The sequence below is a fragment of the Sunxiuqinia rutila genome, assembly GCF_050589705.1.
Classification (GTDB): domain Bacteria; phylum Bacteroidota; class Bacteroidia; order Bacteroidales; family Prolixibacteraceae; genus Sunxiuqinia; species Sunxiuqinia rutila.
The window spans coordinates 57,334-83,141 of the sequence record NZ_JBNGOT010000017.1; the positions used below are offsets into that span (position 1 = coordinate 57,334).

Genomic DNA, 25,808 nt, shown 5'->3' on the forward strand with positions numbered 1-25,808 from the left:
AAAAGAGCTTATGCAGGATGCCTTGTTACAGGTAAACGTTGGATTTATTTACCCATCTTAAAGAGCAGTTCCTTTTCTTCTTTGGTCAATGAGTCGTAGCCGGATTTGCTTATCTTTTCCAGAACCCGGTTAATTTCTTCCTGCTTCAGGTTGCGCTGCCGGTTGTATTCCACATCGTCAGTTGCTGATTTTTTGTAAGTGACTTTGATTTTTGGACGTGGCTTGAGAAGCTTTTGTCCTTTGTCCAGCAAATTTGAAACCCACTTGGTTAGGTCTTTGTTTTTGCGGTATTGAAGCACGAAAATCATCCCCATAAATGCACCGCCCAAGTGGGCCAGGTTGCCGCCTGAGTTGGATGAAGCAATGCCAATAACATACATGGCCAGCGAGACCAACGCAATGTATTTCATGCGCACAGGCCCGATGAATAGCAGGTTGATGGTGTGATTGGGCGCCCACATGGCCACTGCAATTACAATGGCGATAACCGAGGCTGAGGCTCCCAGCAAACGGGAAAAAACAACCACTTCGGTAAAGGCAGGAAAGAAATTATAGGCAGCCAGAAAAAAGATTCCACCGGCTAGCCCTCCCAGCAGGTAAATGCCCAGCAATTGCTTTTCGTTAAAGTAGAACAGAAATATTTTACCAAGCCAATACAGCCACAGAATATTAAATAAGATGTGGAGAAAGTCGAAATGTAAAAACATGTAAGTGGCCAGTGTCCAAGGCTTGTAGGCCAGCTGATGAATGTCAGCCGGTAGGGCTAGCCAGTTCAGTACCGAGAAATCCTGGTCAAGCAAGAAGAAAAACACATTAATGATGCGAATAAAAAGGAAAACGCCAAGGTTTACGTAGATCAACCGGGTGAGGACTGAGCCCTTTTTGAAAGATTCCTTTATTTCGTCAATAATACTCATAAGGCTTTTTTAATAGAAATTTCGACTGTTCTTGTTCCAGTAGCGAATAAGCAGGTAGCCAAAAAGCATCCCTCCAAGGTGTGCAAAGTGAGCTACGTTACTTCCCGGACGAGCCAGCCCCAAGTACAATTCAAGAACGCCATAACCAATAACAAAGTATTTGGCTTTGATTGGAATTGGTGGGAAAAGTAGCATCAGTTGCGTGTTGGGGAACAACATTCCGAATCCAAGCAACACGCCAAACACGGCTCCTGAAGCTCCAACCGTAGGAACATTGAGCAATAAGTTGAGTTTGCCCATCAGCGGGTCGGTGTAGTTTTTCCCCTGCATCCAGATGTCGGCTCCGTTTTGCATGACCAAATCAATATGTTCTGGCGACATTTTTGAAATCACCGACTGGTATTCAATAAAGTTGACAAACGTGTGCAAAACGGCAGCTCCTAATCCAGTTGCAAAATAATAGATAAAAAATCGCTTGGGCCCCCAAACGCTTTCCAGCACACGGCCAAACATCCATAGGGCAAACATGTTGAACAAGAGGTGGGTGAAGCCACCATGCATGAACATGTGGGTGACAATTTGGTACGGCTCAAATTTGGGTGAAGCAATATAATGTAGCCCGAGAATCCGCGTTAAATCAATGTTTTGCATGCTTAGAACAAAGGTTGCAAAAAGCATCAGCACATTAATAATGATCAGGTTTTTAACAACCGGAGGTATCGAGCCAAAAGAGGGTCTGAAATTCTGCATAGCTGAAAATTTAGTTGCGGGCCACAAGAGCCACGCCAAAAATGGTTTTCAATACAAAGTAAACAATTCTATAGACAATTTGTCACTTCAAAAGTTTTTCAAAATGTTCAATCGGCATGATTGTTAACACTTGTTTTCCCGTGGGCGAAAAGTTTGGTGTTGAACAGGCAAAAAGCTGGTCAATCAACTGGTTCACCTCTTCTTCTTTCATCACATAGCCATAGGAAATAGCCGAAGCTTTGGCCAGTGAGGCGGCAATTTTTTCGCGCGCTTTTTCCTGCAAATTGTCCGCCGAACTTTTGATGTCTTCCAGCAAGCTTTCAACGACGGACTGGGGCGATGAATTGTCAAGCATGCCCGGTGTGCCGTGAATGATAAAGCTGTTGTTGCCAAAATTGCTGATGTCAAAACCAAGGGCTCTAAGATCGTTTAGTACGGAATTCAGCAACTGGGCATCAGCCGCATTAAGGTCGAAGGTATGCGGAAACAGTTGCTTCTGACTAACAATTTCATTGCTGTCAATAACACTCATGAAATTCTCAAAGAGAATTCGCTCATGAGCCCGTTTCTGGTCAATCACCATCAAACCCGATTTGACAGGAGTTAAAATGTATTTGCCTTTAAACTGGAAGAATGTTTTCCCCGAGTATGTTTCTTCATGCTGAATTTCATGATGTGTAGCCGGCTCCAATTCCTGAGACTGCAGTTCTTCCTCTTCTTCGGGAAATTCGTCCTCCTCGTGTTCCTTTTGCGTGAAATCCTGGTATAACTTTTCCCAGTATTGCGCTTTTGGTGTTTTTTTTGGTGTTTGGTTAAATGGATTGGTTCCGGTAAAAACCACTTCTTTTTCAAAGGGGTTATAGGTCGGATCAATCTCAATTTCCGGTGGGCGGATATCGTCAGAACTTTTGGGCGCAACCGGAATGTCAAAGCTGCCTGCCTGATCAAAATCAATGGAAGGAATAACATTGTGTTTTCCCAATGATTCGCGTACGGTAGCCTTAATCATTTGCCAGATAGCTGATTCATCTTCAAACTTGATTTCTGTTTTGGTGGGGTGAATATTGATGTCGATATTTTCAGGATCCACCTCAAAAAATAAGAAATAGGAAGGAATACTGTCGGGCGGCAGAATTTTCTCATAGGCTTGCACCACCGCTTTGTGAAAAAACGAATGACGCATAAATCGCTTGTTGACAAAGAAAAACTGCTCTCCAAAAGTTTTGCGGGCATGTTTGGGTTGACCAATATACCCGGTTATTTTCACCAGGGTTGTGTCGGTATTTACCGGAATAAGCTTTTGAATACTGTGCTTTCCGAACAGGGCGACAATACGTTTGCGAATATTGTCCTGTCCCAGTTCATAAACCGGTTGCTTGTTGTTGATCATGGAAAAGGCGATGTCTGGGTTCGCCAGAGCTACGCGCTGAATTTCATGAATAATGTGTTTGAGCTCAGCAGCATTCGATTTTAGAAATTTGCGACGGGCGGGCACATTGAAAAACAGGTTCTTAACCATGAAGTTGGTTCCGCTGGCACAGCTGGTTGGTTCTTGTTTCAATACATTTGAACCATTGATGTGGATGAACGTGCCGATCTCCTGATCGTGCTGTTTTGTATACAGTTCCACATCGGCAATGGCAGCGATAGAAGCCAGTGCTTCACCACGAAAACCCATGGTTCGGATGGCGAATAAGTCGTTGGCTGCTTTTATTTTTGAGGTGGCGTGGCGTTCAAAAGCCATGCGCGCATCGGTATCCGACATGCCACAACCGTTATCGCTGATTTGGATGAGCGTACGGCCGGCGTCTTTCAGGTTAATTTTAATATGCGAGGCCCCGGCATCGATGGCATTTTCCACCAATTCTTTAACAACGGAGGCAGGGCGTTGAATAACTTCTCCTGCAGCAATTTGGTTGGCAACGGAATTAGGAAGTAATTGAATTATATCTGGCACGGACGATTTTTAAAATTTAAATAAAAGGTATGCGGCAATTGAAATAATAACAATCAACAAAAGCAATCGGGTATTGGAACGGCGCCTGGAATCGGAGGCCGATTTCGACGAATGATTCATTGATCGGCGAAACTGCCCTTTAATGTTGGGTCGATAATTTTCGCCTGTTTCTTTTTTTTCATGAATCCCCAGTTCTTTCTTTATTCGGTCTTCACGGTCTTGCATCTCTTCTTTCTCCGGGTTGTAATACCGAAAGGGCATGCTGAAACGGCGATGCTTGGGTAAATGAAAAAAACTTCCGATCATGATTTTAAATTATTGATTGACTTGCAAAAATACAAAAATCAAGCCAGATCATGAAGGGGCAATGGTAAAAAGTAAGAAAACTCCTGACTTACGGAGTGGAGCTAAAAATGCCCTAATTGAGTTGTTTTCCGCACTTTTTGCAGAAAATAGCATCGTTCTCATGTTGATCGTGCAAGCAGTGCGAACAGACTTGGGTGTTTGATTTTGATGAGGAGCGTATCATCTCGGCTGTGACAATTCCGGTAGGAACTGCAATAATGGCATAACCCGCGATCATTAAGGCGCTGGCCAACATTTGTCCGGTAGGAGTTTGCGGTGAGATGTCGCCATAACCTACAGTGGTCATGGTTACAATGGTCCAGTAAATACTCGTAGGAATGCTGGTAAAACCATTTTCTGGTCCTTCAATCAGGTACATTAGGGTGCCAACAATCACAATGATGTTGAGCACGAAAAACAGGAATACAAATATTTTTTCGCGGCTTTGGGCGAGGGCTCGCCTTAGGTTGTTCCCAGCGGCGGTGTAGCGGTTAAGCTTCAGAATCCGAAAAACCCGAATAAGCCGAATGGCCCGGATGACGACTAAACTTTGGCTTCCGACAAAGAACAAGGTGAGGTAAGACGGGAGAACGGCCAGAAAATCGATGATGCCATAAAAGCTGAAGATGTATTTTGAGGGACGCTGAACGACCAGGATACGAAGCAGGTATTCGGCTGAAAAAAGGATCGTAATGATCCATTCCATGAGCCGCAAAGCTTCCCGGTGATCGGCATTGATGGAAGGAACACTCTCAAGCATGACCAGTGCGATGCTTAAAAGGATAACCACCAATAAAACGACATCAAAGAGTTTTCCTTTTGGGGTGTCGGCTTCAAAAATTACCTCGTATACTTTTTGTTTTAACGTCATGTTTTTGAGCTTGAATAGCGTTTAAAGATAGGAAAATGCCGGCTAGGAATAAAACTTGCAATTCACACTTAGTCCTTGTAAATTTATGTTTTGTATCGATATTTCCTAAATCCACTTCTATGATGATCAAAACTTTTGCTGCCGCGGTTCATGGAATAGATGCGACGACCATCACCATTGAAACCGATGTATCACAGGGAATTAAGTTTTTTCTGGTAGGACTGCCCGATAGCGCCGTTAAAGAAAGTCAGCAGCGTATTGAATCGGCTTTACGGTTGAATAACTTTAAATGGCCGCGCAAAAAAATCGTGATCAATATGGCACCGGCTGACATTCGAAAGGAAGGGTCAGCTTACGATCTTCCGTTGGCTATTGCCGTTCTGGCGGCTTCAGAGCAGTTGGTCTCGGAAAAGCTTGAGCGTTACCTGTTGATGGGAGAGTTGTCGTTGGATGGAACGCTTCAGCCCATAAAAGGAGCTTTGCCCATTGCGATTAAGGCACGCGAAGAAGGTTTTGAAGGGTTTATTCTTCCCAAAGAAAATGCCCGAGAGGCTGCTGTGGTAGATCAGCTGAAGGTTTATGGTGTGGAGAACTTGATGCAGGTTGTCGATTTTTTCAACAATGAAGGAGAACTGGAAGAAACAGTTGTCAATACGCGTGAAGAATTTTATCAGAAACTTAATGATACCGATTTGAATTTTTCGGATGTGAAAGGCCAGGAGAATGTAAAACGTGCCTTGGAAATATCTGCGGCGGGCGGACACAATGTGATCATGATTGGACCTCCAGGTGCGGGGAAAACAATGTTAGCCAAGCGGATTCCAACAATCTTGCCTCCTTTTACCTTGCATGAGGCTTTGGAAACCACCAAAATTCATTCGGTTGTGGGAAAGATTGACCGGGATACTTCGCTGATGACCGAGCGTCCATTTCGTAGTCCGCACCACACCATATCTGATGTAGCGTTGGTAGGGGGTGGAACCTATCCACAGCCTGGCGAAATCAGTTTGGCACACAATGGCGTGTTGTTTTTAGATGAGTTGCCGGAGTTTAAACGGACTGTTTTGGAGGTGATGCGACAGCCGCTTGAAGATCGGCGAATAACTATTTCCCGGGCAAAGTTTTCAGTAGACTATCCAGCCAGTTTGATGTTGGTGGCCTCCATGAATCCGTGTCCTTGTGGGTATTACAATCATCCGACCAAGGAGTGCGTTTGTGCTCCGGGCATGGTGCCGAAATACCTCAATAAAATATCTGGTCCATTGTTGGATCGGATTGACATTCATTTAGAAGTGGTGCCCGTTCCGTTCAAAAAATTATCCGAATTGGATGAGACCGAAAGTAGTGAAACAATTCGGGAGCGGGTGATTCATGCCCGTGAAATTCAATCTGTGCGCTATCGGGAAGTGGAGGGTGTATTTTGTAATGCTCAAATGTCATCCCGGCAAATTCGCGACTATGTGGAGCTGGATGAAGCTAGCAATTCGTTGCTGAAAAATGCGATGGAGAAGTTGGGGCTTTCTGCCCGTGCTTATGATCGTATTCTGCGTGTGGCGCGCACCATTGCCGATCTGGATGATTCAAAACCCGTTGATGCCCACCATATTTCAGAAGCCATTCAATACCGGAGTTTGGATCGGGAGAATTGGGGAAGCTAACAGGCTCCAGTTTTTCGAAAATTAAAATAAAGTAACTTTTGACTAATTTGAAGCAATCCTGACAACAATTGCTGTTCATTATAGTTAATACTCTTATTTTAGTCATTGCTTTTTTAAAAATCAAGCTAACCAAATTATTTACGATGAAGAGTTATACTCGCCTTCCTTTTATTTTTTTCGTTTTAAGTTTTGTCGTTGCGGCTTGTGGCGATCAAAAGTCAAAGCCAAGTGCTGCTGTCGACAGTGGTTTTACGCAGTTTGTAAGCAGTTACACCAGTGGTGTAATTTCGTGCAAATCACCAATCTTGGTTGAATTTAGCCAAGATCCCTTGCATCCGGGACAGCCGGGCGAGGAAGCAGCTGCTGAGCTGATCAGCCTTTCGCCTAAAGTGAAAGGAAAGGTGCAGTGGGTTGATGGAAATACCCTGGCTTTTATACCTGGGGAAAAAATGAAGTCGGACACCGATTATGAGGTGCATGTGGCTTTGGCTAAAGTGCTGGGGGTGCCTACTGAATACAAAACCATGAAGTTTGTGGTGAAGACCATCAAGCAGTCTTTCAACCTGAATAATTTGGCTGTAAAGGCGTATGACAGTCAATCGCTGGAAATGCAGTATTTGTCGGGAGTTGTATATACGGCTGACTGTGCCGAGGACAAGCAAGTGGAATCGCTTGTGAAGGTGAGTAAAGACAATCGTCAACTAAGCTTAAATTGGACTCACAATGCCAATGGAAAAGAGCATACTTTTCGGGTAGATAGCTTGAAACGAACGGAGGAGACCCAGAAGATTCAGGTGGAATGGGATGGTAAAGCGATTGGCGATGAGAAACAGGGGAGTGAAGAAGTCGAATTGCCAGCGTTGGATGTTTTTAAAGTGGTTGATGTGCGTGTTGTTCAACAACCTGAACAGTACTTGTTGGTGCGCTTTTCCGATCCTTTGTTGCCGGGACAAAACCTGACTGGACTGGTAACGATCGATCAACTTGATAATTTGCGCTATCAATTGGATAACAATGAGCTAAAGGTGTATTTGCCATCGCGACTGGCAGGAGATCATGAGGTGTATATTTCCAGCGGAATACGAAATGCACTTAGCTTCAAACTGAAAGAATCTACGACTTTGCAGGTGCGCTTCGAGGATCTAAAACCTGCCGTTCGCCTTGTGGGAAAAGGAGCGATTGTCCCTTCTTCCGGAGAATTGGTTTTCCCTTTTGAAGCAGTTAACCTGCGATCGGTTGATTTGCGGATTATCAAGATTTTTACCAATAATATTCACCAATTTTTTCAGAGTAATAACTACGACCAGAGTTCGGATGTTAAACAGGTTGGACGCTTGGTTTATCAGGATAAAATTGATTTGGATGTGGCTTCTTTTGCTGAGTTAAAGCGATGGAATACCTACCGGGTTGACCTGACAAAACTGATTCAAGTGAAGCCAGGTGCCATTTATCGTGTGCAGTTACGATTTAATAAAGATTATTCGCTGTACGGACAAGAACAATTGCCGGATAAAAAGATGGTTTCGTCGGCGGAGAAACTAATGGCTGATCAGGAGTTGAAGAATGAAATGGACGAATGGGATCGTCCGGGATGGTATTCCGACTATTATTACCCTGACGGTTTTCAGTGGCGTGAGCGCGAAAACCCGGATCATATTTCGTATTATAATTCGGACCGCTTTGTTGCGCGCAATTTGTTTGCAACCAATTTAGCCGTAATTGCTAAAGGAGGAACAAATCAGCGCATGCGTTTTGTGGTGACCAATTTGGTGACAGCGGAGCCAGAGGCTGGTGTGACGCTCAAGGTTTATAGCTTTCAAAAGCAATTGATGGAAACTGTTTCAACAACGGCTGATGGGATGGCGATGGTTGAGTTGAAGCATAAACCCTTTTTGCTGGTGGCCGAAAAGAATGGCCAGTTTGCTTACCTACGTTTGGATGATGGCTCTTCCTTGTCGCTCAGTAATTTTGATGTAAGCGGGAGTGTTGTTCAAAAAGGAATTAAAGGGTATGTCTATGGCGAACGTGGTGTGTGGCGGCCGGGAGACAAGATTTTTCTGACCTTCCTTTTAGAGGATAAACAAAACAACTTACCGGATGATCACCCGGTCATCTTTGAGTTGATTAATCCCAAAGGACAAGTAGTGAGCCGCCAGGTTCAAAGCCAGGGGATGAATGGTTTTTATTGTTTTACAAGCGAAACCGATGCCGAAGCTCCAACAGGAAACTGGACAGCCATGTTGAAAGTTGGGGGACAGTCTTTCAGTAAGCGAATTAAAGTGGAAACGGTAAAACCCAATCGATTAAAAATTGACTTGAAGTTTGATACTGACCCATTGTCAATTGATCAGGGGAATGCCGAAGGACAACTAAAAACAGCTTGGTTGCACGGAGGTATAGCGAAGAATCTGAAAGCCCAGGTTTCATTAAGCTTTTCCAAGTCAAAGACTGCATTCAAAGACTTGTTTAACTATGTATTTGACGACCCGGCCAAAGACTTCTATGCGGAAGAACAGGAGGTGTTTAATGGCAAGGTGGATGAGAAAGGGAATGCAGATGTCAACTTCAAACTACCCAAAATAAGCTCGGCTCCGGGAATGCTGAATGCCCATTTTTCAACGCGGGTTTATGAAGAAACCGGAGACTTCAGCATTGATGTGCAAACGATACCCTATGCGCCGTACGCTTCTTTTGTTGGGGTGAAACTGCCGGCATCCGAATCAAATTGGTATAAAACAGATACAAGCTATCCATTGGATTTGGTAACAGTGGATGGAAAAGGAAATAAGATTGACCGAAAAGGACTGGAAGTAACGGTTTATAAGGTCGATTGGCATTGGTGGTGGGACTCAGGCGAGGACAACCTGGCCAGGTATGTAAACAACTCCTACAATAAGCCAGTCATGCGGGCTAAAGTGGCTACGAAGAACGGACTGGCCAGTTTGCCATTGCAAATAAAATACACGGACTGGGAAGATAATGGCCGGTACCTGATTCATGTGAAAGACCCGGAAAGTGGGCACAGTACTGGTTTAACTGCCTATTTCTCGAAATGGGGGTATTGGGCGGCTGATGGCATGCAGGGCGCAGCTACGATGCTGTCGTTTAAAACCGATAAAGATAATTACCAGGTTGGTGACAAGGTTACGGTTACCATTCCTTCCGGGAAACAAGGAAAAGCCTTGGTCAGCATTGAAAACGGTTCGGATGTGCTGGATTTGTTTTGGGTGGAAACGAAGGAGAAAAATACGGTCTTTAGCTTCGAGGCAAAAGCAGAAATGGCACCCAATGTGTTTGTGCATGTTTCTTTAATACAACCGCATGCGCAAACCGAAAACGATGCACCAATTCGCTTGTATGGCGTAATTCCAGTGTTGGTTGAAGATCCGGAAACGCATCTCACACCTCAGATTAAGATGAAGGATGAACTGGAGCCAGAAGAAGAATATGAGGTGAAAGTGTCGGAGAAAGATGGACGGAAAATGACCTATACCTTGGCTGTTGTTGATGAAGGCTTGTTGGATCTGACTCGTTTTGGTACGCCTGACCCGTGGCCGTCGTTTTACGCTCGCGAAGCTCTGGGGGTGAGAACCTGGGATTTTTATGATGATGTGATTGGAGCATACGGTGCACGCCTGGAGCGGGCCTTTGCCGTTGGTGGTGATGAGAACCTGACAGCTTCGAAACGGAAAAAGGTGAACCGTTTTAAGCCGGTGGTTTCATTCATCGGGCCTTTTTCTCTGGATAAAGGAAAAACCAATAAGCATAAACTGAACATGCCAAACTATGTGGGAGCTGTTCGGGTGATGGTTGTGGCCGGAAATCAGGGAGCTTATGGAAATGCAGATAAATCGGTTAAAGTTTTAAAACCATTGATGTTGCTGGCAACCTTACCACGTGTACTTGGTCCGGGCGAGGAAGTGATGCTTCCGGTGAATGTTTTTGCGATGAAGCCGGATGTTAAAAATGTTACCCTGAGCATTGAACCAAATGAGTTGCTAAGTCCCGTGGATGGAAAAACGCAGCAAGTGAAATTTTCAGAGGTGGGTGACCAGATTGCTGGATTTAAGCTGAAGGTGGCTGAGAAATCGGGTGTCGGAAAAGTGAAGATTACAGCTCAAAGTGGGAATCACAAGGCTTCTTATGAAATTGAACTTGAAGTACGTCTATCCAACCCTCGCATTGTAAATAATGAAGAAACCGTCATTCAACCTGGAGAAAAATGGGAAATGGCAGTGACAGCTCCGGGAATGGAAGGAACCAACTCGGCCCGTCTGGAGTTGTCAACAATCCCGCCGATTGACTTAAGTCGTCGTTTGAATTATCTGATTCGCTATCCACATGGATGTATTGAGCAAATTACCTCGGGCGTATTTCCGCAGTTGTTGCTTAATCAACTTACTGAAGTTTCGGATGAGCAAAAGCAAGAGATTGAAGTTAATATTCGGACTGCGCTGAATAAATATCCTCGCTTTTTAACTTCGGAGGGTGGCTTTGCCTATTGGCCCGGAAGTCGTTACTCGTCGTCGTGGGGAACAAATTATGCAGGGCATTTTATGTTGAAAGCTGAAGAGGCCGGATACAGCCTGCCATTTGGCCTGAAAGAAAAGTGGTTGAACTACCAGAAAAATGCCGTGCGCAATTGGCAGCGTTCTGAACGGACTTATGAGCGATCAGAACTGGTTCAGGCTTATCGTTTATATACCTTGGCTTTAGCGCAGTCGCCTGATTTTGGTGCCATGAACCGCCTGCGCGAAGAGAAGGGCCTTGATGCAATTGCACAGTGGCGTTTGGCAGCGGCCTATGCTTTGGCTGGGCAACCTGAAGTTGCTGAAAAAATGATTGCCAGCTTGAGTAAGCGTATTCAGCCCTTCCGTGAACTTTCCTATACTTTTGGATCAGATGTTCGAGATAAAGCGATGATCCTGGAAACTTTGGTATTGCTGAATAGGCAAAAAGAAGCTTTTCCTTTGGTGACCGAACTTTCTGAAGAGCTTTCGGCTGATTCCTGGATGAGCACACAAACAACCGCTTACTCCTTGTTGGCAATAGCCGAGTTTGCAGGAGGTAAGTTGGACGATAATCCACTAAAAGCAGGCGTCTCAATAAATGGATCGTCGTCAAAAACGATTTCAACAAATGCTCCGGTTTGGCAGGGCGAAGTAGCCTTTAAAACTAATCAAACAGCAACGGTTGAAGTTGAAAATAAGACTGACAAGGTGATGTATGCCCGTGTGATGAGTGAAGGAATTCCGGTGACCGGAGATACGACATCGGCTCAGAATAACCTGTTTATGGAAGTGGCTTACACTGATATGCAAGGCCAAAAGGTAAATCCTGAAAAATTGACGCAAGGGACGGATTTCGTCGCAGTAATTCGTGTTCAAAACCCTGGGCAGCGTGGTGTTTATAAAGAAATGGCTTTGACAACGATTTTCCCATCCGGTTGGGAGATTATCAATCATCGTTTAAATGATATTGATAGTCCGTTAAAGAGTGATGTTTCAAATTACCAGGATATTCGGGATGATCGGGTGTTGACTTATTTTGATCTGAAAGCGAATGAGAAAAAGACCTTCCGGATTCTTCTGAATGCGTCGTATGAAGGAAAGTTCTATTTGCCATCTGTTCAGTGCGAGGCGATGTATGATAATCGAATCAATGCGCGCCAGCCAGGCCGCTGGGTGGAAGTGGTGAAGTAGGTAGTATTCAGAATTACTGGGAGCTGGAAGAAAAAATTGGAAAAGGTAAAGAATAGATTTAGGGTCGGAGCTGTCATTTTTATGGCAGCTTTCCTTGTTTGGTGGTTTAGCTTGCCGTCACCGTTGTTTTCTGATCCTACGTCCACGGTCATTGAAAGTCGTACAGGGGAGCTTTTAGGCGCACATATTGCCGAAGATGGCCAATGGCGTTTCCCGGAGGTTGAGGCGGTACCGGAGAAGTATACAACCTGTTTATTAACCTTTGAAGATCGTTATTTTTACTACCATCCCGGATTTAATCCGGTTTCGCTGGGACGGGCACTGATCCAAAATATTCGCAATGGGCGAGTGGTTAGCGGAGGAAGTACGATAACCATGCAGTTGATTCGCCTGTCAAGAAAAGGGAAAGCCCGAACGGTGAGTCAAAAGCTGATTGAGTTATCATTAGCCATACGAGCAGAACTCTCTTATTCCAAAGAGGAATTGCTTCGGCTGTATGCATCCAATGCGCCATTTGGCGGAAATGTGGTTGGCCTTGATGCTGCTGCCTGGCGCTATTTCGGACGAAATGCGGCAGACCTTTCATGGGGGGAATCCGCAATGCTGGCCGTCTTGCCCAATGCCCCTTCATTGATCTATCCGGGAAAGAAAAACAACTTGCTGCTACAAAAGCGAAATCGCTTGCTTGACTTGCTTTACGAAAACGGGGAACTGGATGAAACAACATTGGAATTAGCCAAGTTGGAACCTTTGCCCGAGAAGGTTTATGCTTTGCCTCAAGTGGCTCCCCATTTGATGAATCGTGTTTTAACTGAACACAATGGCGAGCGGATGATCACCACAATTGATGGTGACTTGCAGCAGCATGTAAACGATTTGGTGCGGCAGTATTTGGTAAAACTCCGTGCCAATGAGATTCACAATGCGGCTGTGTTGGTGTTGAATGCCGCCTCAGGAGAAGCGCTGGCCTATGTTGGTAACTCCCCGGATATGGCTGAAGGACAACATGGAGAGCAGGTGGATATTATTGGGGCTCCCCGGAGTTCCGGAAGCATTTTAAAACCGTTTCTTTATGCAGCCATGCAGGATGACGGGCGGATATTGCCCCATACCTTGGTGGCAGATGTGCCAACCCAGATTGGGGGCTTTAGTCCTCAAAATTTTAATTTGAGCTACGAGGGAGCTGTTCCGGCATCCAAAGCTTTGTCCAAGTCTCTCAATATTCCGGTTGTTCGAATGTTGCGTGACTATGGTGTTGAACGCTTTTATTCGCTTCTAAAGAATTTACACTTTTCAACCATGAATCGTCCAGCCGATCATTACGGGTTGTCTCTTATTTTGGGAGGAGCAGAAGTTAACCTTTGGGATTTGGCGGGTGCTTATTCCTCGATGGCTCGATTACTGATTCATTATGAGGAGAATGATGGCTTGAGTTTTAAAGATGACTTTCGGCAACCAAGCTATTTGCCAGTAGTTTATTCAGAAGAGGAAGCCTTGACGAATTCAATTTCTGCCGGTGCGTCGTGGTTAATAATGGAGGCGCTTGTGCAGGTCAATCGGCCGGATGAAGAATCGGGGTGGGAGTCGTTTTCATCATCGCGGCAAGTTGCATGGAAAACCGGAACCAGCTTTGGCTTTCGCGATGGTTGGGCTGTTGGGCTCGATCGAAATTTTGTGGTTGCTGTTTGGTGTGGAAATGCCGATGGCGAAGGCCGTCCGGGCTTGACCGGTACTTCGGCTGCTGCTCCCCTGATGTTTGACGTGTTTAATTTATTGCCGGCTGGAAAATGGTTCACCCAACCTGTTGATGAGATGGAGCAAGTTCCGGTTTGTGCGACCAGTGGTCATCGCGTTGGACCCTACTGTGAGCAAACGGATTCGGTTTGGATTATGCAAAAGGGCTTAACGACTTCAGCCTGTCCCTATCATCGTTTGGTTCATCTCGATCCAACAGGGCAGTTTCAGGTAACGAGTAAGTGCTTGTCGGTGGATGAGATGAAGCATCAATCCTGGTTTGTTTTGCCTCCGGCCATGGAATGGTATTATAAACAACGCAATCCGTTTTATCGGTCGTTACCTCCATTTATGTCGGGCTGTTCGGAAGAGGTTCAGGCGGTGATGGAAATGATTTATCCGCGGGAGAATAACCAGGTGTTTGTGCCTGTGCAGTTGGACGGAACTCCCGGGCAAGTTATTTTAGAGGCAGCACATGCCTCTTCTGAGTCCATTGTATATTGGCATCTCGATGAGCAGTACTTGGGGCAAACCTCGGGCCTTCATCAGATGCCGGTTCATCCGCAGCCCGGTGTGCATCGCGTGACCTTGATTGATGATCAGGGAAATGTTTTTCAACTGCGCTTGCAGGTTGCAGCCAAAGATTAAAGCTTGCTATCTTGATAAATTGAATACCCAGACATGAGTGTCGATAACTGCTTGGGTTTGTAGTAAATCTTTCGTTTGTATTTTTTGTATTTCTCTGACACCCGATCATCTTGTAAAACATATTCTGAAAACTCCTTGACTTGGTGTCCAAGTCCATGGGCAATGGTTATCTCATCCACTTTGTGTTCCAGCTTTCGGCGCAAGGGATGAAAGAGGTAGCCAATTCCGGTAAGCACGACACCCATGGTTGTTTTATTTTCATAGTCAACAATGTGTGCAAGCTCGTGCCCAATTACCCCAACCTGCGCGTCATGCGGAACATCACTAAGGAGCAATCCTTGGCCGTTTTTTACTTGGGTGTCAATATAAATTCGGTATCGTCTGTTTTTCTTTTTTCGAAAAATGAAATCGAATGTTGGACGGGAAGCCATCGTTGTTTTTATGTTTTTTCGGACAAACTCGATGCTCACTCCTTTTAATTCAGGATAATGACTAATGGCTATTTGTGCTTGCTCCTGGTAGGAAGCGTCCAGCTTTGTGTTTTGATAGGATTCTGCAGATTGTTTGTTTTGGCGGACTGTTGCTGAATCGGTAGTGAGCACGGAGGTGGGATGGGGTAACAAAGCCTGTGAATGGGCTAAAATCAAACTAAAAATAAGGGTTAAAACGTATTTCATGGGGGGCGAAACTAATTAATATTTGCTGCGATTCCAAATCTGCCCTGGAGACTTATGTTGTTGATTAGTAGTTGTTATGTTTTTCAAAACAACATTCTGATGAGGAGGTCTTAAGTTGGATTAATTTCATGGACTGGGTTTGCAAAACTGCTCATCCCGTTTGATATTGGGAGTTATTATGACAGGCTGAAAAAGAAAAAAGAACTGAAAAGAGATTGTTGTCTCTAGTATTGAATTCTGTGCTCGATTTTTCTGAAATCATGCATCAGGATTAAATTCAATGAAAACAGGCTTGTTTAGCCTGAGATAGCTGGCACTCCTTTTTATTTTGCTTAAATTGCGGGTTCTTTAGAACATTTTTGTTTTAATCAGGTTTTACACTCTAAACGAATAAATTAAACTAAATATGGTTGACAAATTATCTGATCCTATCGGCCGATTGATGGGACTGCGTTATAAGTCACATCCATGGCATGGTATTTACATCGGTAAAGATGCTCCGGAAAAGGTCACCGCTTTTATTGAAGTTGTGCCAACGGATACGGTGAAGTATGAAATAGACAAAGACAGTGGATACTTGCGATTGGACCGTCCGCAAAAATACTCGAATGTAGTTCCTGCCCTTTACGGATTTATTCCGCAAACTTTTTGTGGCGATGAGGTGGGAGAATTTTGCATGCAAAAAACCGGGAAGAAAGGTATCAAAGGAGATGGTGATCCGATTGATATTTGTGTGCTGACAGAAAAGGACATCACCCACGGAGATATTTTGGTACATGCGCGCCCGATTGGAGGTTTTCGGATGATTGATGGCAATGAAGCCGACGACAAAATTATTGCTGTATTAAGCAATGATGTGGTGTACGACACATATAAAGATATTACTGATCTCCCATCGATTGTTATTGAGCGGTTAAAGCATTACTTTTTGACATATAAAGATATGCCCGGACGTAACAAGGACACAGAGATTACCCATACCTATGGGGTGGACGAAGCCCTTGAAGTGATTCGTTATTCGATTAGCGATTATCAAAAGCGCTTCGATAACTTAGGAAAACTAATGTACTAGTGATATAAAAAAAGTCCGGTTAGAGCCGGACTTTTTTGGTTGTATCGTGATTACTTTCTTACCAGGTTGATGTAGGAATAGTCAAACCCATTTTTTTCGTCGTGAAAATCTTCGCGGCTTTCCTGTTCCCAATTGCTGTAGTCAATCTCAGGGAAGTAAACATCTGCTTCGAAATCCTGATGAACCACAGTGAGGTAAAGCTTATTGGCCAGTGGATAAAACTGCTTGTATATCATTCCTCCGCCAATGATGAAAGCTTCCTTTTCATCTTTTACTTTTTCAATGGCTTCTTCAATGGAGGCCACCATTTCGCAACCTTCAAAACAGTCGTCAGGCTGATCGCTGATGATAACATGGCGACGGTTGGGTAACGGCCATTTGGGTAATGAAAGCAGGGTGTTTCTACCCATAATAATGGTATGCCCGGAGGTGATTTCCTTGAAGTGTTTCAAATCGTTTGGCAGATGAAACAACAGGTCGTTGTTTTTGCCAATAGCAAAGTTTTGGGCGATGGCTACAATAATGGAAATATTTTTGTGAATCATAAATTAGTGTGTTTTATACTGAGACCTTTCCTGGAATATGAGGATGAGCATCGTAGTTAACCAGTTCAAAATCTTCGTATTTGAAGTCGAAAATAGAAGTCACTTCAGGATTGATTTTCATCTGTGGCAGTTTTTTAGGCTCCCTTGTTAACTGAAGTTGTACTTGTTCCAGGTGATTCTTGTAAATGTGAACGTCTCCTCCGGTCCAAACAAATTCGCCGGGTTCCAGTCCGGTAACCTGGGCCATCATCATGGTCAGTAGGGCATAAGAGGCAATGTTGAAAGGAACGCCCAGAAAAACGTCACAGCTGCGCTGATACAACTGACAGCTCAATTTTCCATCAGCCACATAAAACTGGAAAAGCAAGTGGCAGGGAGGCAGATTCATCTGATCCAGTTCGCCCACATTCCAGGCGCTTACGATGAGGCGACGCGAGTCGGGATTGGTTTTAATAGCGTTGACCACTTCTGAAATCTGATCAATGTGTCTGCCATCAGGCGTTGGCCATGAGCGCCACTGGTAACCGTAAATATGACCTAAGTCGCCATCCTCGTTGGCCCACTCATTCCAAATACGAACCCCTTTTTCTTTCAAGGTGTTGTTGTTGGTGTCTCCATCCAAAAACCACAACAGCTCATGAATGATGGATTTTAGGTGGAGTTTTTTGGTGGTCAGTACCGGAAAGCCTTCTGCAAGATTGAACCGCATTTGATAGCCAAAAACACTAACGGTTCCGGTTCCGGTTCTATCATCTTTTTGGGTGCCATTCTTTGTGACATGATCTAGTAAGTCAAGATATTGCCTCATGATTTATCTTTCAACAATGTTTGTAATCTGTCTGTTTTTTTGAGTGGGGAAAGTTACGCTTTTTGCTTGAATGGGGAAAGTAAACTTATTAACAGCAGGAATAGCAGCCATAAAAAGAGCGCAAGCAAAACGCCCGCGCTCTTTCGCAAAATGACCGGTTTGGTATCATTCAAATACTTCCTGTTCGGCTACAAAACCTTCAGAAATGACGGTCATTCGTACGTTTTGTTTGTTCACAATTTGTCCTTCCAGAAGAATGGCTGGAACCAAGCGGTGCCCATTGTTAACTGTGAAACTCATGTTGTCAGTTGGGTCTTTTCCCTTGGCCATTTTTACTGCTGCAATAGCTGCGTTAAAGGCCAATGATTCCAGCGGTTTATAAACCGTAATGGTTTGGTTCCCAAAAACAATGTTACGAATGGCATTGATGTCAGCATCTTGTCCGGCAATCAACACCTGCCCGTCCATTTCCCGTTCATGCAGCGCCTGAATGGCTCCACTGGCCAGTGCGTCGTTGCCTGCAATGATGGCATCAATCGTTTCTCCTTTGTCCAGCAAGCCTTTGACGACTTTATAACCTTCTTCGGGCTGCCACTTATCGACAAAGGTGTTGGAAATAATGTTGATATCTCCTTTGTCAATCAAAGGCTGGAGTACATTCATCCAACCCAGGTACAGCTGAACCGAGTTGTTGTCGGTTGTTGGGCCGCCAATTAAGGCATAATTACCTTCGGGTTTGGACTTTGTCAGAAATTCAGCCTGCTTTTCGCCGATTTGAATATTGTCGGTGGAGATGTAAAAATCCAGATCGCAATCCCAAATCAGGCGGTCATAGGCCAATACGGGAATACGTGTTTTTTTGGCTGTTTTTACAATTCCTGCGGCTACGGTTTTATCGACTGGAATAATAACAAGAACATCAATTCCTTCATTGATTAAATCAAGCGCTTGCTGAAACTGAACAGAAGGATCAGAGTCGGCAATTTTTACGATCACAGAGCCGCCCAATTCATTCACTTTTTCAACAAACAGGTCTCTGTCTTTTGCCCATCTTTCGCGTTCTATGGTGTCCATTAAAAGACCCACAACAGGTTTGGTATTGCAACCGGAAAATAGAAAGATCAACAAGAAAAATCCGAAAATTACGTTGATGTGTTTCATAACGGAAAGTTTTTGAATGATTTATATAACTGATCATACGTTGATAACCATTTGATTGTTAGCTATTCAAAAACATGGGGAGCATTGTAACATTTTCCGGAATTGGGCTAGAAGGCTGTAGCAGTGTTTTTTAATTCAACTTACGAAGGGCATAAGTAGGGCAGAATAAGCCATGTCAGCCGGCAAAGAGCTCCTTTTAGCGTTCCTGTTAACCTAAAATCATGCCGATAATGGTGGCCGACATCAGTGAAGCCAGAGTGCCTGCAATCAATGCAGGGAGTCCGTATCTGGATAAGGTGACGCGTTTGCTTGGAGCCAAGGCTCCAATACCGCCAATTTGAATGCCGATGGATGCAAAATTGGCAAATCCGCACAGGATGTAGGTTGCCATGATAATTGATTTTTGCTCAACAAAGGCGCCGGCTGTTTTTAGTTCGGAAAGGCTGATGTAGCCAATAAATTCAGTGAGGATCAGTTTCTCGCCAAGCAGACGACCAACCAGGATAATGTCTTGGGTGTTGATGCCAATTAACCACATAAAAGGCGCAAACAGGTAGCCCAGTAAAAACTGCAGTGAAAGCTCAGTGAATCGGCCGTCTGTTCCCTGGATAATCAGCTCATTGATTCCGGTCCAGTGCCCTACCTTACCAAAAATGAAATTGAACATGGCAATCAAGGCTAAAAAGGCCAACAGCATAGCACCAACATTGACGGCCAGTTTCAGACCCTCAGAGGTTCCGTTGGTGATGGCATCCAAAATATTGCTGCCAATGCGGTCCTTGCTAACTTCAATGTCCTTATTGACTTTGTCCGGGTTGGGAACCATAATTTTGGAAAAGATGACGGCTCCGGGAGCGGCCATCACAGAGGCGGTGAGCAGGTGTTTGGCAAATTCAAGCCGAAGGACGGGGTCGTTACCGCCAAGCATACCAATATAAGCTGCCAGTACAGCTCCGGCCAGGGTGGCCATGCCACCGGTCATGACGAGCATAATCTCTGAATTATTCATTTTCGAGAGGTAAGCTTTAATCATCAGCGGAGATTCGGTTTGTCCCAGAAAAATATTGCCGGCAACCGAGAGTGCTTCAGCACCCGATAGTTTCATTAATTTAGTGAAAACCCAGGCTAGCGCCCACACCACACGTTGAATGATTCCCCAGTAGAACAATAAACTGGTTAAGGCTGAAAAGAAAATGATGGTTGGCAGGATCTGAAAGGCGAAGATCATCCCAAACTGATTGAAGTCAACCAGATTTCCGAATAAAAATTCGCTGCCTACTTTGGTGAAGTCGAGTACTTTTACGAAGATTTTGCCGAAAAAATCAAATCCACTTCGAATAAAAGGAACGTAAAGAACGCTTAAGGCAAGCACAATTTGAAAAATCAGGCCAACGCCAACTGTTTTCCATGGAATGTTTTTGCGGTCTTTGGAAAGCAACGCGCCAAGACCTACCAGAACCAGCATGCCCATAAGGCCTCGAAGAATGGAGTTGAAGTTAAAGCTGCGTTCGCCGGAATGCGAAAGCAGTACGTTTGCGTTGGATGGAGACTGCGTTTGAACCAGTGTCACCTGATCATTCCCTGTTGGTTCAGCCGAGTAAGACAGTTGTGGCAAACTAAGCATCAAGCAACAGGTTGCCAGAAGTAGGATTAGCAGTCTAGTCATTTTTTTTCAGCGGTTTGTTATTTTTCCCGTCGTTTCAGTTCATCTCTGATTTTGGATGCCCGTTCGTAGTCTTCGTTGTTGACTGCCTCATTGAGCATTTCGTTCAACTCATTCTCATTGTAACTCTCAAATTCACTTTTAGGTCCTGAAGAACCTTCTTCAGCATGAAGGGGGCTATCTTCTTCGGTATCCATAACAATGCCCGCTTTGTTGAGAATATCTTCGTTGGTGTAGATGGGGCATTTGAAGCGAAGGGCGAGGGCAACGGCATCCGAGGTGCGCGAGTCAATTCGGATTTCTTCTTCGCCCATGGTGCAAATTAGCTCCGAATAGAAAATACCTTCTTCCAGTTTATAAATAACCACTTCAGACACGTTGATGTCGAAGGCAAAGGCCAGGTTTCTGAACAAATCATGCGTGAGTGGACGGGGAGGTCTCAATCCTTCCAATTGGATGGCAATGGCTTGGGCTTCAACTGGTCCGATGATGATTGGGATGCGTCGGTCTCCGTTTTCTTCTGCTAAAACCAAGGCATAAGCGCCTGATTGTGTCTGACTAACTGAGAGTCCAAGGATGTTTAGTTTTTTTTTCTGCATAAGCGTCGAACATCAGCAATGTTTGCTAGCAAATATAACAATAGTTTTAGTGTTTTATTAAATTCTGCGACTGTTTCTTAAACAGCTCATCAACTGAATCCTTGATCCGAAACGTAATTCAATTAGACTCAGTAAAAAAGATGCCGGAATCTTTGCTTGTCAATAAAAAATATCTACTTTTGCAGTCCGAAGTTTTCGAGTAGGCTCTAAAAAGTGGAGTGAGGTATTGTTCCCGCCTGCCGGAGGAAATTATAAAAGTATAGAACATGTACGCTATTGTAGAAATTGCCGGACAGCAATTCAAAGTAGAAAAAGACAAAAAGATTTTTGTCCACCGTCTTCAGGAAGAAGAAGGTGCAAGTGTTGAGTTTAGTAACGTTCTTTTGGTTGACAACGATGGTGAAGTCAAAGTTGGAACTCCAAAAGTTGATGGCGCTAAAGTTAGTGCAAAAGTAGTGGAGCACTTGAAAGGTGACAAAGTAATCGTCTTCAAAAAGAAAAGAAGAAAAGGTTACAAAAAGAAAAACGGTCACCGTCAGTATTTGACTCAGATTCAGATTGAAGAAATTATTGGATAACCCTAAAAACATTAGACCATGGCTCATAAGAAAGGTGTCGGTAGTTCGAAAAACGGACGCGAATCGGAAAGTAAACGACTTGGTGTAAAAATTTACGGCGGTCAGGTTTGCAAAGCTGGAAACATTATTGTTCGCCAGCGCGGAACTTCTCATCATCCTGGGAATAATGTCGGTATGGGAAAAGATCATACATTATTCGCCTTGATTGATGGAACTGTTGTTTTCAGAAAGAAAAGAGACAACAAATCGTATATCTCTGTTGAACCTGTTGTGGCAGCAGAAAACTAGACGATTTTAACGATATGTTTAGGAAAATCTCCTGTCTTGATTAGGCAGGAGATTTTTTATTTTATAGCTGTATCAAACCGATTGCTGTTTTGAAAGTGATTGGTGATTTCGTTTTATCCAGGCATTGATCGGTCGGGAAATCAATGCGTGATTCTAAAAAAGGCTGAACATAGAAGTATACAGCTAGTCATTATTTTATAACTTTGCCCGACAAAATTAAAAACCTCTTCAGAAATGCTCAATTTACGTTTTATCCAGGAAAACCCGGAATTGGTTGTTGAAAAGCTTAAAAAGAAAAATTTTGACGCTTCGGCGATTGTAAGCCAGATTAGTGATTTATATAAAAGCAAGAATGAAATTCAGGTTAAAGCCGATCAGTTCAAATCGGAAATGAACAAGCTGTCGAAGGAAATCGGGCAGTTATTCCGCGAAGGAAAGCAGGAGGAAGCCAATCAGGCTAAAGCCCGCACTTCGGAACTGAAAGATAATATTAAGCAACTGGATGATGACTTTGCCCAAATTGATGAGCAGGTTTTTGCTTTGCAGGTGCAGCTCCCCAACTTACCAGCCGATATTGTGCCTGCAGGAAAAACTCCGGAAGATAACGAGGTTGTAAAAACCGGAGGAGAACAGCCTAATTTAGGAGCCGATAAATTACCTCACTGGGAATTGGCTGAAAAATATGACTTGATTGATTTTGAATTGGGTGTGAAATTAACGGGTGCCGGATTCCCCGTTTATAAGGGAAAAGGATCGCGTTTCCAACGGGCTTTGATCAATTTCTTTTTAGACGAAGCTCAGAAAGCTGGTTATTTGGAAGTACAGCCTCCGCTGGTGGTCAATGAAGACAGTGGTTTTGGTACCGGACAGTTGCCTGACAAAGAAGGGCAGATGTATCACATTACCGAAGATAACCTGTATTTGATTCCAACAGCCGAAGTGCCGGTGACCAATTTGTACCGCGATGTTATTTTGGATGCCAAACAACTTCCGGTTAAAAATACGGCCTACAGTGCCTGCTTCCGTCGCGAAGCAGGTTCGTACGGAAAAGATGTTCGGGGTTTGAATCGTTTGCACCAGTTTGACAAAGTTGAAGTGGTGCAAGTGGCACATCCGGACCAGAGCTATGCTATTTTGGATGAAATGGTGGCGCATGTGGAAAGTCTGGTGAAAAAGCTGGGATTGCCTTACCGTATTTTACGCCTTTGCGGTGGCGACATGAGTTTTACTTCAGCGTTGACTTACGATTTTGAAGTCTACTCTGCAGCTCAGGAAAAGTGGTTGGAAGTAAGCTCTGTTTCTAACTTCGAATCCTTTCAGGCCAATCGTTTGAAACTGCGTTTCCGCGAAGAAGGTCAGAAAAAACCACAAGTGGCGCATACACTGAATGGAAGTGCCTTGGCACTGCCACGTATTGTAGCTGCTTTGCTTGAAAATTACCAAACTGCTGATGGCATTAAGGTTCCGGATGTATTGGTGCCTTACTGTGGTTTTGATATGATTAACTAGTATCGAACTTGTTAAACGAAATAGAAAAAGGTCATTTCACTCGTGAAATGACCTTTTTTCGTATGTTTTATTCTGTTGTCGTTTTATTCAAACGTGTTGGCTGCATCAAAATCCAGGGTGGCAAACAAGTCGTCCATAGTTTCTGCTCGTCTGATTTCAACCACTTCGCCATTTTCGCGAAGAAGTAATTCGGCCGAACGCAATTTTCCATTGTAGTTGAATCCCATGGAATGACCATGAGCACCGGTGTCGTGAATAACAACGATGTCGTCCGGAGCAATTTCCGGAAGCAAGCGGTTAATGGCAAATTTGTCGTTGTTTTCGCACAGCGATCCGGTTACATCATACAGGTTGGTGTGAGGAGCTGTTTCCTTACCCATGACGGTAATGTGGTGATAAGCGCCGTAAAGGGCCGGACGCATCAGGTTCGCCATGCATGAATCCAATCCCGCATATTTCTTGTAGGTTTCTTTGATATGGAGAACTTTGGAAACCAAAAATCCGAATGGGCCGGTAATGGCACGTCCTGATTCGAAATAGACTTTTAGCGGAGCCAGTCCGTTGCCTGCAATCACTCGATCATACACTTCTTTGATACCTTCACTTACCCGATTTAAATTAACAGGCTTGTGTTCGCTTTTGTAAGGAATTCCAATTCCTCCACCCAGGTTAGCAAACTCAAAGCGAATGTCAAGTTCTTTGGCGATGTCGGCAATAAGATCAAAAATGATTTCAGCTGTTTCAATGAAGTAATCCGCATCCAGCTCGTTGGAAGCGACCATTGTGTGAATACCAAATCGCTTAACACCTTTGTCTTTAAGCTTTTTATAGCCTTCGAAAAGTTGCTCACGAGTGAATCCGTATTTTGAATCTTCGGGGTTGCCAATAATAATGTTACCACCTTTCAGGGCACCCGGGTTATAGCGGAAACTGATCAGTTCAGGCAATCCGGCGTGTTCCTCCAGGTAATCAATGTGTTTGATGTCATCCAGGTTGATAACAGCACCCAGCTCCATCGCTTTCTGGAATTCAGCAGCGGGTGTGTCATTGGAAGTAAACATGATTTCTTCACCCCGCATGCCAATTTTCTCGGCCAGCAATAACTCGGCCATTGAGCTGCAGTCAATTCCAAAGCCTTGCTTGTGAAGGAGCTTCATCAAGAAGGGGTTTGGGGCTGCTTTGATGGCGTAATATTCCTTGAAGCCTTCGTTCCAAGAGAAAGCCTCGTTGAACTTTTGGGCATATTCTAACATCCCTTTTTCATCGTAGATATGAAAAGGAGTTGGGTGGTTTTCAATAATCTTTTCTAATTGCGCTTTGTCAAACGGTAATCTTTTCTCCAGCATAAATTTGTAGTTTTTAGCAATTACAAAGATAAAAATTTGTCTGCATTATTTAGAATAAATCTGCTTAAGGGAAATGGTATTAACGAATATTTGACATGCTAGTCTTACTCGTTGCTAATTTAAGTCTTCCAAAAGTTCGGTACTCAGGTAACCGGAAGCAATTTCCCGTACTTCTCCAGTCATTCGGATTTGCCAGTCTTCTGCAATTTCAAGTTTGAGCTTACCTCCGGGCATTTTTATGGTTAGCTTGCGGTTGGTCAGCCCTTTTTTCACCATCACGGCAGCCACTGCACTGGAAGAACTTCCGGAGGCCAGCGTGTATCCGGCACCACGTTCCCAGATAAGGATTTCCACTTCGTCGGGCGACAAAACTTTGGCAAACTGCAGGTTGATGCGGTTCGGAAATTTTGGGTGATTTTCAATTTCAGATCCGTATTGCCGGATTTCAGTTTCTGACAGCTCTTCCTTTAAAATGACACAGTGGGGATTGCCGACTGATACGCAGTTGATCAGATAACTCTGGTCTTTTAGTTGTAGTTCCTCATCCAAGCACGCTTCAAGCTCACTTTTCACAGGAACTCTGGCTGGTTCAAAAATAGCTTCTCCCATGTCAACCTGAATCAGAAACGCTTTGTCATTTTTTGTTTCAATGACTTCGGCAAAAACCACTCCGCCCAAGGTATCGATGCTGAAAGTTTTGCTTTTGGCATAGCCATAGTCAAACAAATATTTGGCAAAAATACGCAAGCCATTGCCACTTTTTTCAGCTTCTGATCCATCCGGATTCAGAATTCGCAGCCCAAAGTCAGCCCGTTCACTGTCAACAAGCAGCAAAATACCATCTGATCCGATTCCATAGTGCACATCGCAAATGGTTTTTATGTTTTCGACATTCATCTTAAAGCTGATGTCGTGGCTGTTCATCACCAGGTAGTCGTTACCCAATCCATGTGTTTTGACGAAAAAATTATTCATAGGAT

At 44.1% G+C, this 25,808-nt stretch carries 20 protein-coding genes; 7 read left to right on the top strand and 13 right to left on the bottom strand.

The window, feature by feature from the left end; translation table 11 throughout:
- Positions 1-44: 44 nt before the first annotated feature.
- The 5 genes from ACRD6K_RS17360 to ACRD6K_RS17380 all read right to left on the bottom strand — a co-directional run bounded on the left by ACRD6K_RS17360 (position 45) and on the right by ACRD6K_RS17380 (position 4,840).
- Positions 45-917, bottom strand: a complete 873-nt coding sequence (locus ACRD6K_RS17360) for a rhomboid family intramembrane serine protease (RefSeq protein ID WP_430974306.1) — start codon at positions 915-917, stop codon at positions 45-47.
- 9 nt (positions 918-926) lie between these two features.
- A complete protein-coding gene (locus tag ACRD6K_RS17365) occupies positions 927-1,667 on the bottom strand; it encodes a rhomboid family intramembrane serine protease (RefSeq protein WP_299583205.1) in 741 nt (246 codons plus the stop codon).
- An 82-nt stretch (positions 1,668-1,749) separates the two neighbouring features.
- The gene (gene mutL, locus ACRD6K_RS17370; RefSeq protein WP_430974307.1) at positions 1,750-3,624 is read right to left on the bottom strand and encodes a DNA mismatch repair endonuclease MutL; all 1,875 of its coding nucleotides are present in this window, start codon (positions 3,622-3,624) and stop codon (positions 1,750-1,752) included.
- Positions 3,625-3,633: 9 nt separating this feature from the next.
- Positions 3,634-3,930: a hypothetical protein gene (locus ACRD6K_RS17375; protein ID WP_299583199.1), complete on the bottom strand. Its 297-nt coding sequence runs from the start codon at positions 3,928-3,930 to the stop codon at positions 3,634-3,636.
- A 112-nt stretch (positions 3,931-4,042) separates the two neighbouring features.
- On the bottom strand, positions 4,043-4,840 hold the full coding sequence (locus ACRD6K_RS17380; protein ID WP_430974308.1) for an ion transporter: 798 nt from the start codon (positions 4,838-4,840) through the stop codon (positions 4,043-4,045).
- 119 nt (positions 4,841-4,959) lie between these two features.
- Here ACRD6K_RS17380 and ACRD6K_RS17385 point away from each other — a divergent pair, with 119 nt between their 5' ends.
- The 3 genes from ACRD6K_RS17385 (at position 4,960) to pbpC (ending at position 14,582) form a co-directional block, all read left to right on the top strand.
- Positions 4,960-6,498, top strand: a complete 1,539-nt coding sequence (locus ACRD6K_RS17385) for a YifB family Mg chelatase-like AAA ATPase (RefSeq protein WP_430974309.1) — start codon at positions 4,960-4,962, stop codon at positions 6,496-6,498.
- A gap of 143 nt (positions 6,499-6,641) precedes the next feature.
- Positions 6,642-12,200, top strand: a complete 5,559-nt coding sequence (locus tag ACRD6K_RS17390; protein ID WP_430974310.1) for an alpha-2-macroglobulin family protein — start codon at positions 6,642-6,644, stop codon at positions 12,198-12,200.
- An 81-nt stretch (positions 12,201-12,281) separates the two neighbouring features.
- Positions 12,282-14,582: a penicillin-binding protein 1C gene (pbpC, locus tag ACRD6K_RS17395; protein ID WP_430974311.1), complete on the top strand. Its 2,301-nt coding sequence runs from the start codon at positions 12,282-12,284 to the stop codon at positions 14,580-14,582.
- Here the strand turns inward: pbpC and ACRD6K_RS17400 are convergent.
- Positions 14,579-15,259, bottom strand: a complete 681-nt coding sequence (locus ACRD6K_RS17400) for a hypothetical protein (RefSeq protein WP_299583181.1) — start codon at positions 15,257-15,259, stop codon at positions 14,579-14,581. The two genes, pbpC and ACRD6K_RS17400, sit on opposite strands and share 4 nt — an antisense overlap.
- A gap of 406 nt (positions 15,260-15,665) precedes the next feature.
- Between ACRD6K_RS17400 and ACRD6K_RS17405 the strand changes: the two genes are divergently transcribed.
- The gene (locus ACRD6K_RS17405; RefSeq protein ID WP_299583178.1) at positions 15,666-16,331 is read left to right on the top strand and encodes an inorganic pyrophosphatase; all 666 of its coding nucleotides are present in this window, start codon (positions 15,666-15,668) and stop codon (positions 16,329-16,331) included.
- A 50-nt stretch (positions 16,332-16,381) separates the two neighbouring features.
- On the opposite strand, the gene ACRD6K_RS17410 is transcribed toward ACRD6K_RS17405, so the two are convergent.
- The 5 genes from ACRD6K_RS17410 to ACRD6K_RS17430 all read right to left on the bottom strand — a co-directional run bounded on the left by ACRD6K_RS17410 (position 16,382) and on the right by ACRD6K_RS17430 (position 21,107).
- On the bottom strand, positions 16,382-16,876 hold the full coding sequence (locus ACRD6K_RS17410) for a dihydrofolate reductase (protein WP_430974312.1): 495 nt from the start codon (positions 16,874-16,876) through the stop codon (positions 16,382-16,384).
- Between the two features lie 13 nt (positions 16,877-16,889).
- Positions 16,890-17,684 carry a thymidylate synthase gene (locus ACRD6K_RS17415; protein ID WP_430974313.1) on the bottom strand — a complete coding sequence of 265 codons (795 nt, stop codon included), beginning with the start codon at positions 17,682-17,684 and terminating at the stop codon, positions 16,890-16,892.
- 165 nt (positions 17,685-17,849) lie between these two features.
- On the bottom strand, positions 17,850-18,845 hold the full coding sequence (locus tag ACRD6K_RS17420) for a substrate-binding domain-containing protein (protein ID WP_299583169.1): 996 nt from the start codon (positions 18,843-18,845) through the stop codon (positions 17,850-17,852).
- Positions 18,846-19,053: 208 nt separating this feature from the next.
- Positions 19,054-20,511, bottom strand: coding sequence for a NupC/NupG family nucleoside CNT transporter (locus tag ACRD6K_RS17425; protein WP_430974314.1), 1,458 nt, complete (start codon positions 20,509-20,511; stop codon positions 19,054-19,056).
- A 17-nt stretch (positions 20,512-20,528) separates the two neighbouring features.
- A complete protein-coding gene (locus tag ACRD6K_RS17430; RefSeq protein ID WP_299583163.1) occupies positions 20,529-21,107 on the bottom strand; it encodes a bifunctional nuclease family protein in 579 nt (192 codons plus the stop codon).
- Between the two features lie 266 nt (positions 21,108-21,373).
- On the opposite strand from ACRD6K_RS17430, the gene rplU reads away from it, so the two are divergent.
- The 3 genes from rplU to serS all read left to right on the top strand — a co-directional run bounded on the left by rplU (position 21,374) and on the right by serS (position 23,482).
- On the top strand, positions 21,374-21,685 hold the full coding sequence (gene rplU / locus ACRD6K_RS17435; protein WP_299583160.1) for a 50S ribosomal protein L21: 312 nt from the start codon (positions 21,374-21,376) through the stop codon (positions 21,683-21,685).
- 18 nt (positions 21,686-21,703) lie between these two features.
- Entirely contained in the window at positions 21,704-21,973 is a 270-nt protein-coding gene (gene rpmA, locus ACRD6K_RS17440; protein WP_299583157.1) for a 50S ribosomal protein L27, read from the top strand.
- Between the two features lie 234 nt (positions 21,974-22,207).
- Entirely contained in the window at positions 22,208-23,482 is a 1,275-nt protein-coding gene (gene serS / locus ACRD6K_RS17445; RefSeq protein ID WP_299583154.1) for a serine--tRNA ligase, read from the top strand.
- 83 nt (positions 23,483-23,565) lie between these two features.
- Here serS and ACRD6K_RS17450 read toward each other — a convergent pair whose 3' ends face one another.
- Both ACRD6K_RS17450 and dapF read right to left on the bottom strand, forming a co-directional pair.
- Positions 23,566-24,828: a diaminopimelate decarboxylase family protein gene (locus ACRD6K_RS17450; RefSeq protein ID WP_430974315.1), complete on the bottom strand. Its 1,263-nt coding sequence runs from the start codon at positions 24,826-24,828 to the stop codon at positions 23,566-23,568.
- Between the two features lie 114 nt (positions 24,829-24,942).
- The gene (gene dapF / locus ACRD6K_RS17455; protein ID WP_430974316.1) at positions 24,943-25,803 is read right to left on the bottom strand and encodes a diaminopimelate epimerase; all 861 of its coding nucleotides are present in this window, start codon (positions 25,801-25,803) and stop codon (positions 24,943-24,945) included.
- Positions 25,804-25,808 lie beyond the last annotated feature (5 nt).

Bases quoted from the DNA above. Each gene is read 5' to 3' on its own strand.
- ACRD6K_RS17360 (WP_430974306.1), bottom strand. From the start codon at position 917: ATGAGTATTATTGACGAAATAAAGGAATCTTTCAAAAAGGGCTCAGTC.
- ACRD6K_RS17365 (WP_299583205.1), bottom strand. From the start codon at position 1,667: ATGCAGAATTTCAGACCCTCTTTTGGCTCGATACCTCCGGTTGTTAAA.
- ACRD6K_RS17375 (WP_299583199.1), bottom strand. From the start codon at position 3,930: ATGATCGGAAGTTTTTTTCATTTACCCAAGCATCGCCGTTTCAGCATG.
- ACRD6K_RS17380 (WP_430974308.1), bottom strand. From the start codon at position 4,840: ATGACGTTAAAACAAAAAGTATACGAGGTAATTTTTGAAGCCGACACC.
- ACRD6K_RS17385 (WP_430974309.1), top strand. From the start codon at position 4,960: ATGATGATCAAAACTTTTGCTGCCGCGGTTCATGGAATAGATGCGACG.
- ACRD6K_RS17390 (WP_430974310.1), top strand. From the start codon at position 6,642: ATGAAGAGTTATACTCGCCTTCCTTTTATTTTTTTCGTTTTAAGTTTT.
- pbpC (WP_430974311.1), top strand. From the start codon at position 12,282: ATGGCAGCTTTCCTTGTTTGGTGGTTTAGCTTGCCGTCACCGTTGTTT.
- ACRD6K_RS17400 (WP_299583181.1), bottom strand. From the start codon at position 15,259: ATGAAATACGTTTTAACCCTTATTTTTAGTTTGATTTTAGCCCATTCA.
- ACRD6K_RS17405 (WP_299583178.1), top strand. From the start codon at position 15,666: ATGGTTGACAAATTATCTGATCCTATCGGCCGATTGATGGGACTGCGT.
- ACRD6K_RS17410 (WP_430974312.1), bottom strand. From the start codon at position 16,876: ATGATTCACAAAAATATTTCCATTATTGTAGCCATCGCCCAAAACTTT.
- ACRD6K_RS17415 (WP_430974313.1), bottom strand. From the start codon at position 17,684: ATGAGGCAATATCTTGACTTACTAGATCATGTCACAAAGAATGGCACC.
- ACRD6K_RS17420 (WP_299583169.1), bottom strand. From the start codon at position 18,845: ATGAAACACATCAACGTAATTTTCGGATTTTTCTTGTTGATCTTTCTA.
- ACRD6K_RS17425 (WP_430974314.1), bottom strand. From the start codon at position 20,511: ATGACTAGACTGCTAATCCTACTTCTGGCAACCTGTTGCTTGATGCTT.
- ACRD6K_RS17430 (WP_299583163.1), bottom strand. From the start codon at position 21,107: ATGCAGAAAAAAAAACTAAACATCCTTGGACTCTCAGTTAGTCAGACA.
- rplU (WP_299583160.1), top strand. From the start codon at position 21,374: ATGTACGCTATTGTAGAAATTGCCGGACAGCAATTCAAAGTAGAAAAA.
- rpmA (WP_299583157.1), top strand. From the start codon at position 21,704: ATGGCTCATAAGAAAGGTGTCGGTAGTTCGAAAAACGGACGCGAATCG.
- serS (WP_299583154.1), top strand. From the start codon at position 22,208: ATGCTCAATTTACGTTTTATCCAGGAAAACCCGGAATTGGTTGTTGAA.
- ACRD6K_RS17450 (WP_430974315.1), bottom strand. From the start codon at position 24,828: ATGCTGGAGAAAAGATTACCGTTTGACAAAGCGCAATTAGAAAAGATT.
- dapF (WP_430974316.1), bottom strand. From the start codon at position 25,803: ATGAATAATTTTTTCGTCAAAACACATGGATTGGGTAACGACTACCTG.